Source organism: Micromonospora sp. NPDC049044 (genome assembly GCF_040649215.1).
Lineage (GTDB): Bacteria > Actinomycetota > Actinomycetes > Mycobacteriales > Micromonosporaceae > Micromonospora.
The window spans coordinates 24,946-40,068 of the sequence record NZ_JBEZFA010000029.1 but is presented as its reverse complement, the minus strand read 5'-3'; the positions used below and the strand labels follow the sequence as shown (position 1 = coordinate 40,068).

15 protein-coding genes are annotated in these 15,123 nt (G+C 71.6%); 8 read left to right on the top strand and 7 right to left on the bottom strand.

What is annotated here, in order from left to right:
- Positions 1–20: 20 nt before the first annotated feature.
- Positions 21–1,181, bottom strand: a complete 1,161-nt coding sequence (locus AB0B85_RS22855) for a hypothetical protein (RefSeq protein ID WP_357410527.1) — start codon at positions 1,179–1,181, stop codon at positions 21–23.
- Entirely contained in the window at positions 1,067–2,206 is a 1,140-nt protein-coding gene (locus AB0B85_RS22850) for a transporter substrate-binding domain-containing protein (RefSeq protein WP_357410431.1), read from the bottom strand. Before AB0B85_RS22850 ends, AB0B85_RS22855 begins: the two co-directional genes overlap by 115 nt.
- Positions 2,207–2,447: 241 nt before the next feature.
- Here AB0B85_RS22850 and AB0B85_RS22845 point away from each other — a divergent pair, with 241 nt between their 5' ends.
- The 3 genes from AB0B85_RS22845 to AB0B85_RS22835 all read left to right on the top strand — a co-directional run bounded on the left by AB0B85_RS22845 (position 2,448) and on the right by AB0B85_RS22835 (position 4,640).
- Positions 2,448–3,215 (top strand): SGNH/GDSL hydrolase family protein, encoded by a 768-nt coding sequence (locus AB0B85_RS22845; protein ID WP_357410429.1) that lies wholly within the window; start codon positions 2,448–2,450, stop codon positions 3,213–3,215.
- Between the two features lie 2 nt (positions 3,216–3,217).
- Positions 3,218–3,664, top strand: a complete 447-nt coding sequence (locus AB0B85_RS22840; protein WP_357410427.1) for a hypothetical protein — start codon at positions 3,218–3,220, stop codon at positions 3,662–3,664.
- Between the two features lie 73 nt (positions 3,665–3,737).
- Positions 3,738–4,640 (top strand): sulfurtransferase, encoded by a 903-nt coding sequence (locus tag AB0B85_RS22835; protein ID WP_357410425.1) that lies wholly within the window; start codon positions 3,738–3,740, stop codon positions 4,638–4,640.
- Between the two features lie 50 nt (positions 4,641–4,690).
- Here AB0B85_RS22835 and AB0B85_RS22830 read toward each other — a convergent pair whose 3' ends face one another.
- The 3 genes from AB0B85_RS22830 to AB0B85_RS22820 all read right to left on the bottom strand — a co-directional run bounded on the left by AB0B85_RS22830 (position 4,691) and on the right by AB0B85_RS22820 (position 7,070).
- A complete protein-coding gene (locus AB0B85_RS22830) occupies positions 4,691–5,875 on the bottom strand; it encodes a hypothetical protein (RefSeq protein WP_357410423.1) in 1,185 nt (394 codons plus the stop codon).
- The gene (locus AB0B85_RS22825) at positions 5,872–6,420 is read right to left on the bottom strand and encodes a SigE family RNA polymerase sigma factor (RefSeq protein WP_357410421.1); all 549 of its coding nucleotides are present in this window, start codon (positions 6,418–6,420) and stop codon (positions 5,872–5,874) included. Before AB0B85_RS22825 ends, AB0B85_RS22830 begins: the two co-directional genes overlap by 4 nt.
- A gap of 68 nt (positions 6,421–6,488) precedes the next feature.
- A complete protein-coding gene (locus AB0B85_RS22820) occupies positions 6,489–7,070 on the bottom strand; it encodes a TetR family transcriptional regulator (protein ID WP_357410419.1) in 582 nt (193 codons plus the stop codon).
- A gap of 106 nt (positions 7,071–7,176) precedes the next feature.
- Here AB0B85_RS22820 and AB0B85_RS22815 point away from each other — a divergent pair, with 106 nt between their 5' ends.
- On the top strand, positions 7,177–8,334 hold the full coding sequence (locus tag AB0B85_RS22815; RefSeq protein WP_357410417.1) for an FAD-dependent oxidoreductase: 1,158 nt from the start codon (positions 7,177–7,179) through the stop codon (positions 8,332–8,334).
- On the opposite strand, the gene AB0B85_RS22810 is transcribed toward AB0B85_RS22815, so the two are convergent.
- Positions 8,331–9,542, bottom strand: a complete 1,212-nt coding sequence (locus AB0B85_RS22810) for an MFS transporter (protein WP_357410415.1) — start codon at positions 9,540–9,542, stop codon at positions 8,331–8,333. The two genes, AB0B85_RS22815 and AB0B85_RS22810, sit on opposite strands and share 4 nt — an antisense overlap.
- A gap of 82 nt (positions 9,543–9,624) precedes the next feature.
- Between AB0B85_RS22810 and AB0B85_RS22805 the strand changes: the two genes are divergently transcribed.
- From AB0B85_RS22805 to AB0B85_RS22795, 3 genes are all read left to right on the top strand, one after another.
- Positions 9,625–10,224: a TetR/AcrR family transcriptional regulator gene (locus AB0B85_RS22805; RefSeq protein WP_357410413.1), complete on the top strand. Its 600-nt coding sequence runs from the start codon at positions 9,625–9,627 to the stop codon at positions 10,222–10,224.
- Between the two features lie 71 nt (positions 10,225–10,295).
- Complete coding sequence (locus AB0B85_RS22800; protein WP_357410411.1) at positions 10,296–11,633, top strand: biotin carboxylase N-terminal domain-containing protein; 1,338 nt, start codon at positions 10,296–10,298, stop codon at positions 11,631–11,633.
- A gap of 221 nt (positions 11,634–11,854) precedes the next feature.
- Positions 11,855–12,766: a hydroxymethylglutaryl-CoA lyase gene (locus AB0B85_RS22795; protein WP_357410525.1), complete on the top strand. Its 912-nt coding sequence runs from the start codon at positions 11,855–11,857 to the stop codon at positions 12,764–12,766.
- A gap of 54 nt (positions 12,767–12,820) precedes the next feature.
- On the opposite strand, the gene AB0B85_RS22790 is transcribed toward AB0B85_RS22795, so the two are convergent.
- Entirely contained in the window at positions 12,821–13,381 is a 561-nt protein-coding gene (locus AB0B85_RS22790) for a snapalysin family zinc-dependent metalloprotease (protein ID WP_357410409.1), read from the bottom strand.
- Between the two features lie 170 nt (positions 13,382–13,551).
- Here AB0B85_RS22790 and AB0B85_RS22785 point away from each other — a divergent pair, with 170 nt between their 5' ends.
- The gene (locus tag AB0B85_RS22785) at positions 13,552–15,084 is read left to right on the top strand and encodes an acyl-CoA carboxylase subunit beta (RefSeq protein WP_357410408.1); all 1,533 of its coding nucleotides are present in this window, start codon (positions 13,552–13,554) and stop codon (positions 15,082–15,084) included.
- Positions 15,085–15,123: the final 39 nt, after the last annotated feature.

The following is a 15,123-nucleotide window of genomic DNA, read 5'->3' as shown; positions in this document are numbered from 1 at the left end:
GCGTCGCCGGACCCGCCGGGTCACCGCGCGCTGGGCAGTCGGCCCTCACAGCGGACGTCGGGATCGGTAACCGGCCGGCGCGGCATCATCCAGTCGAGCGCGGTCTCCTCCACCGGCCAACCACGCACCGACACGAGGCTGTAGGGCACGGCCGTCACCTGTGGACAGAGGACCTGCGACTCGACCCAACCGTTCGGCAGGAACCGCACGGTGGCCGCCCGGTCCAGCACGATCGTCGACGTGTCGGTGACCGCGATGAGCGCGCCGAGCACCACCTCCGGTCCGGCGTCGTCGTCCGGTGTCGGACCGGAGGTGGTGCCCGGGTCCAGCGCGCCGTCGCCCGGCGTGGCTGTGGCGGCCGGGGTGGTCCTGGTTGGCTCCGTCGGCACCACCTCGATCGCGACGGTGGGCAACAGCGGCACCCGGAGGAACACCGCGCCCATCACCACCGGGAGCACCGCGGCGACGGTGAACGCCAGGCCGTGGGTGAGCGCCGGGGCGATCCAACCGGGTATCGGGCCGGTGAGCAGCACGGTGGCGGCGGGTGGCACCGCCAGCAGTGCGGCGGTGGCCAACTCGCGATCCTGGTACGCCGTCCAGATCGCCGGCCCCAGCACGCTGTACGCCAGCACCGCCGCCGCGAGGGGCAGCGCCACACTCACCAGCAGGACCCGGGTCGGCTGGTCCGGGTGCAGGTAGCGGGTGCGCAACGCGAGCAGCCAGAGGGCGAGCATCAGCAGCGACGGCAGGAAGCGGAGCTGCCAGGTGAGCGCCCCCAGCGCGACCGCGGCGCTGATCACCCAGCCCGGGGTACGTGCCGTCCCGGAGGCAAGTAGTGACCGTTCCGGGTCGAACCGGTCAGGAGCACTGAGCCGCAGCAGCCGACCGAGCACCCCGAAGGTGAGTACGACGACGGGGAACGCCCACACCAGGGCGATCAGCAGAGCGCTGAGCAGGCCGAGCGGGCTGACGTACTGCACAAGCAGCAGCATCGTGGACATGTCCTGTTGGCTGAGCTGCCACAGTCGCAGCACCAGGAGCAGGACCGGAAAGGCGGGAAGGAGGGTCAGCAGCCACTGTTGCGCCTGCCGCGCCCCCGCCATCCGGCGCGGGCGGCGAAGCTCACCGGAGCTGGTGACGAACCGGGGTGCGCCGGGGGCGGTAGCGCGATCCTCTCCCACGGCCACTGTCGCACCTCCACCTTCCTCGCGTCGGGTTGCTGCTGTTCCGCGACCGGCTGCGGGAGGTTGTACTTCTGCTGCCAACGGAGGTTGGCGTTGTACGCGTTCTCCCAGGTCGAGTTCTCCTCGTCCTTGGCCGACTCGTAGAGCGCCAGGTCGACCAGGTCGAGCAGGGCCTGGTTGGGGCCGACGTTGACACCCCACCGCTCCTGCGGCGACGAGCCGATGTCCCAGTGCTGCAACGGCTTCGCGTTCTTGAGGGTCACCGGGAAGCGTTGACCGTCGTCGCCCGGCTGGTCGGCCGTGACGAAGCCGGCCAGGATCGCCGCGTCGGTGGTGACGGCCTGCACCTTGCCGTCGTACAGCTCCTGGATGCACTCGCTGATCCGGTTGCGGCCCACCGGCGTGGCGCCGGCCTCGCCGAGGCGCTGGATGGACGTCGAGGTGGTCAGCGAGCAGACCGTCAGCCCGCGCAGATCCTCCAGGCTGCTCACCGGCCCCTTGAAGCTCTTCAGGGTGACCACCGACTGCTCGGTGTGCAGGTACGCGGCGGAGAAGACGGCGCCCTCCTCCCGGCGCTTGTCGTTGATGCTGTACGACGCGATGACCAGGTCGACGATGACGAACCCGTCGTTGTCCCGGGCCTGTCGACGGGCCCGGTCCTCGCTCTCGATCGGCACGAAGCGCACCTGGGAGTGGTCGAAGCCGAGATAGCCCGCGATCATGTAGGCGATGTCGACGTCGAAGCCCTTCCAGACGTTGTTCCCGAGGCGCTGCGAAATGCCCGGCTGGTCGTCCTTCACCCCGATGACGAGCTGCTGCTTGCCCTTGAGGCCGGCCTTCTCCAGCAACTCGTCACGGGTCGGCGGCCCCATCGCGAGGACGATCGGCACCAGGGCGGCGGCCAGGACGGCCAGCGCGACGACGAGCCCGACGAGGCGGATCTGGCGGGTCCGTGCGGTGCGTGGTGAGGGGGTCGCCGCCGGGGTCGGTCCCGGAGGGCTCGGCTCGCTTGCCTGGCTCAACTAGGCCCTCCCCGCCGCTCGGACCGGTGATCGGCCCCCATTGTGGGGCCTGGGCGCGAGCCACGGCAGTGCGCCATCAGCCGGATTGGCGACAGTAGCGTCTGACCGATCTCTGATCCAGTGACCGGATGATCCGGTGGCCCCATGACCTCCGCCACGTCGCCCTGTCGGGGCACTACCCGCAATGCCTCCGGTGACAGACTGGTCGCCGCAGGCAACGAGTGGGTGTGAGGGGGCGCGGGTGCGCTGGCGCAGTTTTGTCGCGGTCGGGGACAGTTTCACCGAAGGCATGGATGACGCGTACCCGGACGGCACCTACCGGGGCTGGGCGGACCTGGTGGCGACCCGGCTCGCCGCCGAGGCGGGGCCCGACTTCGGGTACGCCAACCTGGCCATCCGGGGGCGACTCTTCCCGAGCGTGGTGTCCGAGCAGGTGCCGTCGGCGGTGGCGATGAAGCCGGACCTGATCAGTTTCGCGGCCGGCGGCAACGACGTGCTGCGCCGCACCTTCGACCCGGACACGCTGGTGTCCCGCTTCGACGAGGTGGTCCGGCAGCTACGTTCGGGCGGTGCGGACGTGCTGCTCTTCCGGTTCGCCGACGTGATGGCCCGGCTGCCCGGTCAGCGCCTCGTCGCCCCCCGGGTGCAGTTGCTCAACCAGGCCGTCGGCGAGACCGCCGAGCGGCACGGCGCCATCATGGTCGACCTGTACGCCGACGACACCTTCCTCAACCCGATGTTGTGGAGTACCGACCGGTTGCACCTCTCCCCGGCCGGCCACCGGCGGGTCGCCGGGCAGGTGTTGAACGCGCTCGGGGTCGGTTGCGACGAGGAGTGGCTGATGGTCCCGCCGCACCCGGCGCCGTCGCCGTGGTTGGCCGCCCGGGCCGCCGACGTGCGGTGGGCCGGTCGGCACCTCGCGCCCTGGCTGAAGCGCCGGCTGACCGGCCGGTCGTCAGGTGACCGGGTGACGGCGAAGCGCCCGTCGCTCGGGCCGATCGTCGACTGACAGTGCGCACACTGCACACCGCGCCACTGCTGCGGCGCAACGCCGGCGATGCGCCGCAGCCCGATCACGCGGTGCTGGTGACCGGTGACCGCATCGAGGCCATCGGTCCGCTTGCCGAGTTGAGTACGACGTACCCGGGTGTCCGGGTCCGCCACTGGCCCGGCATTCTGGGGCCGGGCCTGCTGCACGACGGCCCGTTGCCGGCGGCGCCCACCCCGCGCGAGCGGGTGCACGCGGTGCTGCGGACCGGGGTGACGGCGGTGCTCGTGGAGCACCTGACCGACCCGGCGGTACGGGTCGCCGTCGACAGGGGTGAGCTGCTCGTGCTGCCCGCCGCGCTGCCGCCCACGCTCCATCCGGGTGCGCGGGCCGACCTCGCGGTGCACACCGCCGACGAGGTCTGCCTGGTGACGGTGGTCGCCGGTCGGATCGCGCACCGCCGCGCCTGAGAGCGCCGCACGTGCGCTGAGTCGCACTCCGATGGTCGTTCGGCGGACCGGATCACGGCGTAGTTTGGGGATCATGTCAGTGCCGAATGATCCTGATCCCCGCCTTCAGTCGTACGCGGACCCGCAACGGCTTGTCACCACCGAGTGGCTGGCCGAGCACCTGGGCGACGAGGGCCTCGTGGTTGTCGAGTCCGACGAGGACGTGCTGCTCTACGAATCGGGTCACATTCCCGGTGCGGTGAAGGTCGACTGGCACCTGGAGCTGAACGACCAGGTGACCCGTGACTACCTGGATGCCGAGCGGTTCGCCGAGTTGTGCGCCGCGAAGGGCATCGGCCGGGGTGACACCGTCGTCTTCTACGGCGACAACTTCAACTGGTGGGCCGCGTACGCCCTCTGGGTGTTCTCGCTCTTCGGCCACGCCGACGTGCGGCTGCTCGACGGCGGTCGGCAGAAGTGGATCGCCGAGGGCCGCGAGGTGACCCGCGACAAGCCGGCTCGCCCGCGTGCCGACTACCCGGTGCCGCTGCGCGACGACGCGCCGCTGCGCGCCTACCGTGAGCAGGTCATGGCGCACATCGCCGCCGGCCGCCCGCTGGTCGACGTCCGGTCGCCGGGTGAGTACACCGGCGAGACGCTGCACATGCCGGACTACCCGCAGGAGGGCGCGCTGCGGGGCGGGCACATCCCCGGTGCGGTGAGCAAGCCGTGGAAGTCCGCAGCGAACGAGGACGGCACGTTCAAGTCCGCCGACGAACTGAAGGCGATCTACGCCGACCAGCTCGGGCTGAGCCCCGACGACGACGTGATCGCGTACTGCCGGATCGGTGAGCGGTCCAGCCACACCTGGTTCGTGCTGCGGCACCTGCTGGGCTACCCGCAGGTGCGCAACTACGACGGTTCGTGGACCGAGTGGGGCAACCTGGTCCGGGCCCCTGTGGTCAAGGGTGACCAGCCCGGCGGCCTCGCCTCCTGACGTGGTGCGGCCGTCCCCGCGCGATTGCCCCGATCGCGCGGGGACGGCTGTCAGTTGGCGAGTGCGATCACCCCGCGCAGGTCGCGGATGATGCCGGTGACCTCGCCGGTCTCCGGGTTCCAGCGGGCCAGGGCGGCCGGTTCCAGCCGGAGCAGCACGGCACCCCTGTCGTCCCAGCCCAGCACCTCGCAGCAGCCCTTGGCGCGCTCCCGACCCAGGTCGAGCAGGTGGGACACCGCACCGGTCCGCGCGTCCAGCACCGCTGTCCCCTCGGCGCCGTCGATCTCACCGCTGGTGATCCAGGCCGCGCTGGCCAGCCGCTCGCCGTGCAGCCAGCCCCGGCCGTAGAACTCGTTGATCTGGTACGGCGGGGGCAGTCGGTCGCCCGTGATCCGCTGTTCGGAACGGATCGTCGCCTCGCGTGCGGTGCGGCTGCGCAGTGTCAGGTCGTCCCGGTCGCCGATCAGCTCGACAAGCGCCGCCTCGCTGCTGCCCGCCGGATCGGGTGCGGCAAGCACCCAGGCCGACACGTCGATCCGGCTCGCCGTCCCGGTGACCCGGTCCACCGCGTACGTCCGGTCCTCGCCCCCGACAAGCACCCGGTCGTGCGCCCAGACAACGAGCTCCAGATAGCCGTCGAGGGGAATCCGGCGTACCCCCGCGGTGGTGAGGTCGACAATTACCAACTCCTTGGTCTGCGCGAACGCCGCCGACCGGCCGTCCGGCGACAGCACGCCCGGCTTCACGGCGGGCGCCTCGTTGCCGCTCGCGTCCCGGGTGGGTGCCAGCGTCAGCACGTCGAGGCTGCGTACCACGCCGTCGTCGCCGAGCACCCGAACCGGGCCGATCGCCAGATTTCCCTCGTCCGTGGGCTGGAACAGCGCAAGCGCCCGCTGGACCGGCCGCGCGGAGAGCGGCACCGTTGCCGGGCCGCCGAGCCGGGCGAGCGGATCGGGTGGGAAGGTCAGCTCGGCCGGGGGGCGCTGCACGGGACCGGTGTTCGTGGGGACCACCGTCGGGGTCGGCGCCACCGAGTGGTTCGGCGGTGGGTCGGGCGGTCGCAGGGCCAGCACCGTGCCACCGCCGACGAGAGCCACGGTCAGGGCGACCACGCCGACGGCCCGTCGGGTACGCCGCTTGCGCCGAGCCCGGTCCCAGGCGGCCGCTGCCGGCTGGCTCGGCAGGACGTCCTCGACGCTTGTCGTCAGCAGCTGGCGTAGGTCCTGCTCGTTCACGGGTTCACCTCCAGGCCGGCGGTCAGATCGGCCGAGCCCTGCCGCGGCTGGGCGTCCCGGGCGAGGTCCGGGGCGACCTCGCGGAGGCGGCGTAGCGCCGCATGACACTGGCTCTTCACGGTGCCGACGGTCACCCCGAGGGCCTCGGCGGTGGCCACCTCGGTCAGATCCTCGTAGTAGCGCAACACCAGGACGGCCCGCTGCCGGGGCGGCAGCAGGCTCAGTGCGTCGTGCAGCGTCAGCCGCAGCGCGCCGTCCCGGTCCTGAATCACCCGGTCCGGTGGGGCGGCGCTCAGCCATTCCCGCCGTCGTCGACGCCACCACGACACCGCGTCCCGGTAGAGGATGGTCCGCACGTACGCGGAGGGGTCGCCGTCCCGGACGGAATTCCAGCGCAGTGCCAGCTTGAGCAGGGCGTCCTGGAGCAGATCCTCGGCCTGGTGCTTGTTGCCGCAGATCAGATAGGCCGCCCGGAGCAGCCGGTGCTGGTGGCTCTCCACGAAGGCGAGGTAGCCGTCGCGGCCGTCGCGTCCCGTCGGTGCCATCCGCCCTCCTCCCGGCAGTCGCGTTGCGCGTCACCTGGCAAACGCACGGGGAGGCGTAAAAGGTTGGGTCAGTCTTCCGGCACCCCGGTCAGGTAGCGCTGCAGCGTCGGTGCGATCCAGGGGACCAACTCCTCCGCTGGTGTGTCCACAACGGGTGGCAGGCGGACGATGTAGCGGGTGAACGCCAGGCCGAGGATCTGACTGGCCACCAGACCGGCCCGGCGGGCCGTCGTCGCCGGGTCGGTGCCGACGGCGGCCACCGCGGCGGCGAGTTGATCGACGAAGATGCCGCGCATGCGTTCGGCGGCTCCCGGATTCGTGCTCGCGGCCCGGAGCAGCGCCACAAGCGTCTCGTCGCCCTCCCAGCGGGCGAGGAAGTGCCGGATCAGCATCTCGCCGAGGCGCGCGGGCGGCACCCCGGTCAGGTCGGGCAGGCGGAGGTCGAACTCGGCGGCCGCCGCGAAGAGCCCCTCCTTGCTGCCGTAGTAGCGCATGACCATCGACGGGTCGATCTGGGCGTCGGCGGCGATGGCCCGGATCGTGGCGCGCTCGTATCCGTCCGCCGCGAAGCGTTCCCGGGCGGCTCGCAGGATGGTCGCCCGGGTGGCGTCGGAGCGCCGGGGGTGGCGCGATTCGGCGGACGCGGTCATGTCGACGACCGTATGCCAACACCTGTTGACACACAATCAGCAGCGACCTAGCGTTGCCAACAGGTGTTTGCCAACAATTGTTGGCAACGTTGTTGCGGAGGTGGCCATGCTGCCGTTGAGCACCGATGTGCTGGTGGTGGGAGCTGGCCCCACCGGTCTCGCCGCCGCGCTGACGTTGGCCCGCCGCGGGATCGACGTGACAGTGCTCGACCAACTGGCAGTACCGCCGACGACCTCCCGTGCGGCGGTAGTGCACGCGTACACCCTGGAGGTGCTGGACCGGATCGGCGCCGCCGCGCCGCTCGTCGCCCAGGGGGTGCGGTCGCCGCGCTTCACCGTCCGCGACCGGGACCGGGTGTTGCTGACGGTGCCGTTCCACGAGTTGCCGTCCCGCTTCCCCTACGCGCTGCTGGTCTCGCAGTCGGTCACCGAGGCGGTCCTCAGCACCCAGCTCGCCGCCCTCGGCGTCCAGGTACGACGGCCGTACCGGCTGACCGGCCTGACCCCGACCGGTGACGGGGTGCTCGCGCAGTTGGACGGGGCCGCGCTGCGCGCCCGGTACGTGGTCGGTGCGGACGGCCTGCACAGCACCGTCCGGCAGGCGGCCGGCATCGTGTTCACCGGCCCACGCGACGAGGAGTCCTTCGTGCTCGCCGACGTGCGGGTGGACAGCGTCCTGCCCGTCGACGAGGTGGCGCTCTTCCTCGCCCGGTCCGGCCCGCTGATCTGGGCGCCGCTGCCGGACGGAGTGGTCCGACTGGTGGCGGCGGTGGCGGCGGCTCCGGCGGATCCCGATGCGGCGTTTCTCCAGACGCTGCTCGACGAGCGCGGCCCGGCGCGACGACCCGACCGGGTGACCGAGGTGCTCTGGGGCTCGCGGTTCCGGGTGCATCACCTGATCGCCGACACCTTCCGGGCCGGGCCGGTGCTGCTGGCCGGGGATGCCGGGCACGTGCACAGTCCGGCCGGTGGTCAGGGCATGAACCTCGGCATCTGCGACGCGGTGGCCCTCGGCACCGCGGTGGCGGACGTGCTCGACGGCGGCCCGGAATCGCTTCTCGACGACTACAGCACCGGGCAGCGGCCGATGGCCGAGGACGTGCTCAGTTTCGCCGCCGGGCTGACCCGTCTGGCGACCGTCTCGCCGGCTCGCCGACCTGCCCGGGACGTGCTGATCCGGCTGCTGGGTGCCCTGCCGCCCGCCCGCCGGAGGGTCGCGCTACGGCTGTCCGGGCTGTCCCACCGGACGTCGACGCCCAGCTAGGGGCTCAGCACGGCAGGCGTCGCCGACCGCAGTGTCCGCCACGCGGTGAGGGTGACAAGCGCGAACGTTACAGCTGCCGCGCCCGCCACCGGCACCGTGCCGTACGCCCCGGCGGCCAGGCCGGCGAGCACCGCCCCGGCCGGTGCGGTGAGCAGACCTACCATCCGCTGGGCCGCACCGACCCGACCGAGCAGGCCGGCCGGCACGTGCTGCTGCCCGTACGACGCGGACAGGCTGTTCCACACCACTGACCCGGCGGCGAAGACGGCCAACGCGAGGCCGCCCGGCACCGGATGGCGAGCCAGCGCGAACCCGGTGAGCGCCACGGTCTGCGCGGCGAGCACGGCGCGCAGCGCCGGCAGGGTGCCGACCCGGGCGGCGAGCCGACCCGCGCCGAGCGCTCCCGCCACACCGCCGACGATGGCGGCGGCGGCGAACAGCCCGTACCCGGCGGGCGGCACTCGCAGCACGTCGAGCGCGTAGAGCACCAGCACCGCCATGATCCCGCTGATCGCCAGGTTGCAGGCGGCGGCGAGCACTGTGACCCGCCACAGTGTCCGGTGGCCGCGTAACCAGCGCACCCCCTCGGCGATCTCACCTCGCACCGAACCGCGCCGTGCGTTCGGGCTCGGCACCGGCCCTGGTGCCAGTGCCAGTACGAGCAGGGCGGCGGCGGCGAAGGTGACGGCGTCGAGAGCGAACGGCAGGGCCGGGGCGACGGCGAAGAGGACACCGGCGGCGGGTGCGCCGAGGAAACCGCCGGCCACCGCGGACCCGGCCTGAAGCCGGCCGTTCGCCCGGGGCAGCGCATCCGCGGGCACCAAGGCCGGAAGCAGGGCGAACGAGGCGGAGTCGAAGAGCGAGCCGAGCGCGGCGAGGAGGAACGCGGCGAGCAGCAGCACCGCCACGTCGACCCGGTCGAGGGCGACCGCCACGGCCAGCGCCGCCACCACCGCGGCGCGTACGCCGTCGACCAGGGCCATCGTCCGACGGCGGTCCCAGCGGTCCGCGTACACGCCGCCGAGCAGGCCGAAGAGCAGTGGCGGCAGCTGACCGGCGACGGTGACCGCGGCGATGATCCGGGGGTCGCGGGTCACCGTCGCGGCCAGCAGGGCGAGCGCCGGCGTACGCAGCGCGTCGCCGAGTCTGGACGAGACGGCGGCGGACCAGAGCAGCCGGAAATCCCGGCCGAGAGCGGTGGAGGTCATCCGGCGACCGTGCGGGGTCAACCGGGTCGAGGGTCAAGCCGCTGTCCTCCACCGCAGGCAGTTCGCGGTCTAGGCTTGCCGGGTGACGGTGGAGCAGCAGGCACGGGGTGCGGCGGGTACGGGCCGGCGCAGGTCCCGCAAGGACGAGATTCTGGAGATCGCGGTCGGTCTGTTCGCCGCCCGTGGCTACCACGGTGTGTCGATGGATGACATCGGCGCGGCCGCCGGGGTCACCGGTCCGGCGCTCTACCACCACTTCGCCGGTAAGGAGGCGATGCTGGCTGCCGCGCTCATCCCGGTGAGCGAGGGTCTGCTGGCCGGCGGGCGGGAACGGGCGGCCGGGCACCCGGACGGTCCGCGCGAGGTGCTGGAGTCGCTGATCGATTTCCACGTCGAGTTCGCGCTTGCCAACCCGGCGGTGATCGCGTTGCACCTGCACGAGCTGGACCGCCTGCCGGAGGAGCCGCGGCGGCGCATCCGCCGTCTGCAACGGCTCTACGTGGAGGAGTGGGTGACAGTGCTCACCGCGCTGCACCCGGGCATGCCCGACGGTGAGGCGCGGGTGCTGGCGCACGCCGCGTTTGGCCTGATGAACTCGACCCCGTTCCTCGGTGGCGAGGTGGATCGGCGGCGTCGTGCCGAGCTGCTGCGCGGGGCGACCCTGGCCGCACTGCTCGCCTGAGCCGACTCGTCAGAAGCACGCCGGTCGTGATTCCCTGACATCGTCCCAACATCCGGACGCCGGGAGGAAACATGATCGAGTCACTGTTGGTCGCCAATCGGGGCGAGATCGCCCGCCGGATCATCCGGACCGCCAAGCGGCTCGGCATCCGCGCGATCGCTGTGTACTCGGAGGCCGACGCCGACCTGCCGTTTGTCGCCGAAGCCGACGAGGCGGTCCTCATCGGCCCGCCGGCCCCGGCGCAGAGCTACCGCAACACCGAGGCGATCCTCGCCGCCGCCAAATCGACAGGCGCGCAGGCCATCCACCCCGGGTACGGCTTCCTGTCGGAGAACGCCGAGTTCGCCCGTACCGTCGAGGCCAGCGGCCTGATCTGGGTCGGGCCCGGCGCGGACGCGATCTCCGCGATGGGCGACAAGATCAACGCTCGGAACCTGATGGCGGCGGCCGGCGTTCCGGTCGCGCCCGGCACCACCGATCCGGCCGCCGACCTGGGCGCGGCGGTGACGGCCGCCGCCGAGATCGGCTACCCGGTGATGGTCAAGGCCGCGGCCGGTGGCGGCGGTATGGGCATGGGCGTCGCCGTCGACGAGGCCGCGCTGCGCACCGAGTACGACAAGGTGCGCGCGTTCGCCGAGCGGATGTTCGGTGACGGTTCGGTGTTGATCGAGCGGTTCTTCCCCCGGGTACGGCACGTCGAGGTGCAGATCCTCGGCCTGGCCGACGGCCGGGTGGTGGCGCTCGGCGAGCGGGAGTGCTCGGTGCAGCGGCGCAACCAGAAGCTGGTCGAGGAGTCCCCGTCACCGGCGGTCTCACCCGAGCTGCGGTCCCGGCTCCTGGCCGCGGCGGTGCGGGCCGGCGAGGCGGTCGGCTACCGCAACGCGGGCACCGTGGAGTGCCTGTTCGACCCGGCCTCCGGCGAGTTCTTCTTCCTGGAGATGAACACGCGGCTGCAGGTGGAGCACCCGGTGACCGAGTACGTCTACGGCATCGACCTGGTCGAGGAGCAGTTGCGGGTGGCGTCCGGGCTGGCCCCGACGTTCGACCCGGACGCGCTCGCGCCGCGCGGGCACGCCATCGAACTGCGGATCAACGCCGAGGACCCGAAGCGTTTCCTGCCCGGCCCGGGCAAGGTCACGACCTGGGTGGAGCCCGCGGGCGAGGGCGTCCGGGTGGACTCCGGCTACACCGAGGGCAACACCGTGACGCCGTTCTACGACAGCCTGCTGGCCAAGCTGATCGTCAGCGGCGACACCCGCGAAGAGGCGATCGCCCGCGCTCGGGACGCGGTCGCCGGCTTCCAGATAGTCGGCCCGAAGAACAACCTGCCCTTCTTCGCCGAGTTGCTGGAGAACGACGAGTTCCTCTCCGGCGTGTACGACACCGCGATCGTCTCCCGCATGCGCTGAGTCCCGGGCGGTCGCACACCGCCGGTCGTGCGCCGCGCTGCCCTCGCGGCGGCGCGGCGGCACTGGCATCCGCGCCCTTTGCTCTGCTTACCTGGACGCAACAGTGGACGTCCGGATACCGGACGATCGGTGTTGCGTCAGTTGAAGCAGTGCAAAGGACGGGCAGGGCACCCGACCCCCCGTCCCGATCCGACGTCACAGCGAGGTGACCGATGAGCCAGTTGCCAGATTCCGTCTCGATCCGTGAGGTCGGCCCCCGGGACGGGTTGCAGAACGAGGACCCGATCCCGACCGACGCCAAGGTGCGGCTGCTCGACGCGCTCTCCGCCACCGGCGTACGCCGGATCGAGGCTGTCTCGTTCGTGCACCCGAAGGCGATCCCGCAGATGGCCGACGCGGACGAGGTGTGGCGGCGGTCGGTGCGGGCCGACGGGGTGCGCTACTCGGCGCTGGTGCCGAACACCCGGGGCGCCCAGCGTGCCCTGGCGGCCGGCTTCACCGAGATCGAGGTGGTGGTCTCGGCCAGCGACACGCACAACCGGCGCAACGTCAACAGGTCCACCGACGAGTCACTTGACGACATCGCCGAGCTGATCGACCTGCTGCACGGCGCCTCCGCGCAGGTCGAGGTGATCATCGCGACCAGCTTCGGCTGCCCGTACGAGGGGGACATCGACCCGCGGCGGGTGGCCGGCATCGTGGACCGGGTGGTCCGCGACGGCGCGGACCGGGTCGCGTTCGGCGACACCACCGGAATGGGGACCCCACGCCGGGTCCGCGAGCTGGTGACCGCGGTCCGCGACCGCAACGCGCACGTGCCGGTACTGCTGCACTTCCACAACACCCGGGGTACGGCGCTGGCCAACCTGTTGACCGCGCTGGAGCTGGGGGTCACCGAGTTCGACGCCAGCGTCGGCGGTCTGGGTGGTTGCCCGTACGCGCCGGGGGCCAGCGGCAACCTGGCCACCGAGGAGGCCGTGCACATGCTGCACGACATGGGCATCGACACCGGCGTCGACCTGGCGGCGCTGATCGAGGTGGCGGAACTGGCCGAGGAGTTGCTCGGTAAGAAGCTGCCGTCCGGGGTGCTGCGCGCGGGCCCACGCACCCGGCTGACGCCGCTGCCGAGCTGAGGACGCGACGAAGGGGCCGGCGCGCGCGCCGGCCCCTTCCACGTGCCAGTTCGGTCAGCTCGCCGGGGTGAGCACGCTCGGCCAGCTGTCGCGGAAGACGTCCGCGCTACGGTCGGTGGCGCTGAACGTGCCGGCGAAGAGGCTGCTCACCCGGTTCGCCTCGGTGGTGCTCGGGTACGGGTTGGTGCAGCTGGTGCCGGCGCTGCCGCCGGACATCAGGATCGCGCAGTTGCCGTTGTAGTTGTCCGGCAGGCCGAGGATGTGCCCGATCTCGTGGGTCATGATCCGCAGCGGGCTGTACTGCGCCGCCTGCTGGGTGTCGATGTAGACCCGGCCGTTGCCGAGGCTGGTCCGCACGGCGTACGAGCCGCCGCCGGTGATCTGGTAGATCCGCAGGTTGGAGCCGCAGTTGGCGGAGAGCGTCAGGTTCGTGGTGGCGTTGTTCCAGATCGAGGCGGCCTGGCTGGCGGTGCCGGCGTAGCTGCCTGCCTGGCTGGTGTTGTAGCAGATGGTCATCGCGGCGGACGCGGGCGCGGGGTTGGCGACCGTGACGCCGAGGGTGGCACCTGCGGTTGCCACCAGGGCGACCGCGAGCCGACTGAGTCGTGAGGTCATCGCTGACTCCAATCCGGGAGGAGGGGGTGTCAGGAGCCTAGCGACAAGCATTCATGTTTTTCAATGTATTGCTCTGAGGTGCCACCGTCTGATTCGCTCATGGGTCGCGGGCGGTGGCGTCGATACGCTAGCCTAACGATCGTTCAGGTCAGCCTGGTGAGGGAGTCGGCGTGACGCTCGACGGTGAGGCACTGGAGCAGCTGCGCAAGCGGGCCCGGTCCGGCGGTGCGGACAAGTACCACGCGGCCAACGCGGCGAAGGGCAAGCTCTTCGCCCGCGAGCGGGTCGCCCTCCTGGTCGACGAGGGATCGTTCGTCGAGGACGGCCTCTACGCCAACGCGCTGGCCGACGGGCTGCCCGCCGACGGTGTGGTCACCGGCACCGCCACCATCGACGGCCGGCAGGTCTGCCTGATGGCAAACGACTCCACGGTCAAGGCCGGCAGTTGGGGCGCCCGCACCGTCGAGAAGATCATCCGCATCATCGAGCGCGCCTACGGCGCCGGTGTGCCGATGGTCTACCTGGTCGACTCGGCCGGTGCGCGGATCACCGACCAGGTCGACCTCTTCCCCGGCCGACGCGGCGCCGGCAAGATCTTCTGGAACCAGGTCCGCGCCTCCGGCTCGATCCCGCAGGTGTGCGCGCTGTTCGGCCCGAGCGCCGCCGGTGGGGCGTACATTCCGGCGTTCTGCGACGTGGTCGCCATGGTCGACGGCAACGCCAGCATGTACCTCGGCTCCGACCGGATGGTCGAGATGGTCACCGGGGAGAAGACCACCCTGGAGGCGATGGGCGGAGCCAAGGTGCACACCACCGAGTCCGGGGTGGGGCACTTCCTCTGCAAGACCGAGGCCGACGCGCTGGACGTGGTCAAGACCTACCTGTCGTACCTGCCGGCGAACTGGACCCAGGCGCCGCCGGCCGCGCCGGCGGTCGCCGCGCCCGCGAAGGCCGACCTGGCCGCGTTGGTGCCGGCGAGCGAACGGCAGGCGTTCGACATGCGGCGGTACGTCAAGGGCCTGCTCGACGAGGGTTCGTTCTTCGAGATCCAGGCACTCTGGGCCAAGGAGCTGACAATCGGCTTCGGCCGCCTCGACGGCCAGGTCGTCGGGGTCCTGGGCAACAACTCGATGTTCAAGGGCGGCGTGCTCTTCGTCGACTCGGCCGACAAGGCGACCCGGTTCGTGCAGCTCTGCGACGCGTTCAACGTGCCGCTGCTGTTCCTCAGCGACGTACCCGGTTTCATGGTCGGTAGCGCGGTGGAGAAGCAGGGCATCATCCGGCACGGCGCCAAGATGATCACCGCGATCTCCGAGGCGACAGTCCCGAAGATCTGTGTGGTGGTCCGCAAGGCGTACGGCGCGGGTCTCTACGCGATGGCCGGCCCCGGCTTCGAGCCGGACGCCACGATCGCGCTGCCCAGCGCGAAGATCGCGGTCATGGGTGCCGAGGCCGCCGTGAACGCGGTCTACGCCAACAAGATCGTCGCCATCGAGGACGAGGCCGAGCGGGCTGCCTTCGTGGCCGCCAAGCGCGCCGAGTACGAGCAGGACATCGACGTCGTCCGGCTGGCCAGCGAACTGGTGGTGGACGCCATCGTCGAACCGCACGACCTGCGTACCGAGCTGGTCCGTCGCTTCGCGGCAGCCCGTACGAAGGATCGGCACTTCTCCCGTCGCCGGCACGGCGTCACCCCGGTCTGACCCTCGACCCACCCCGCACAGCGACCCGTCCCGGCGTCA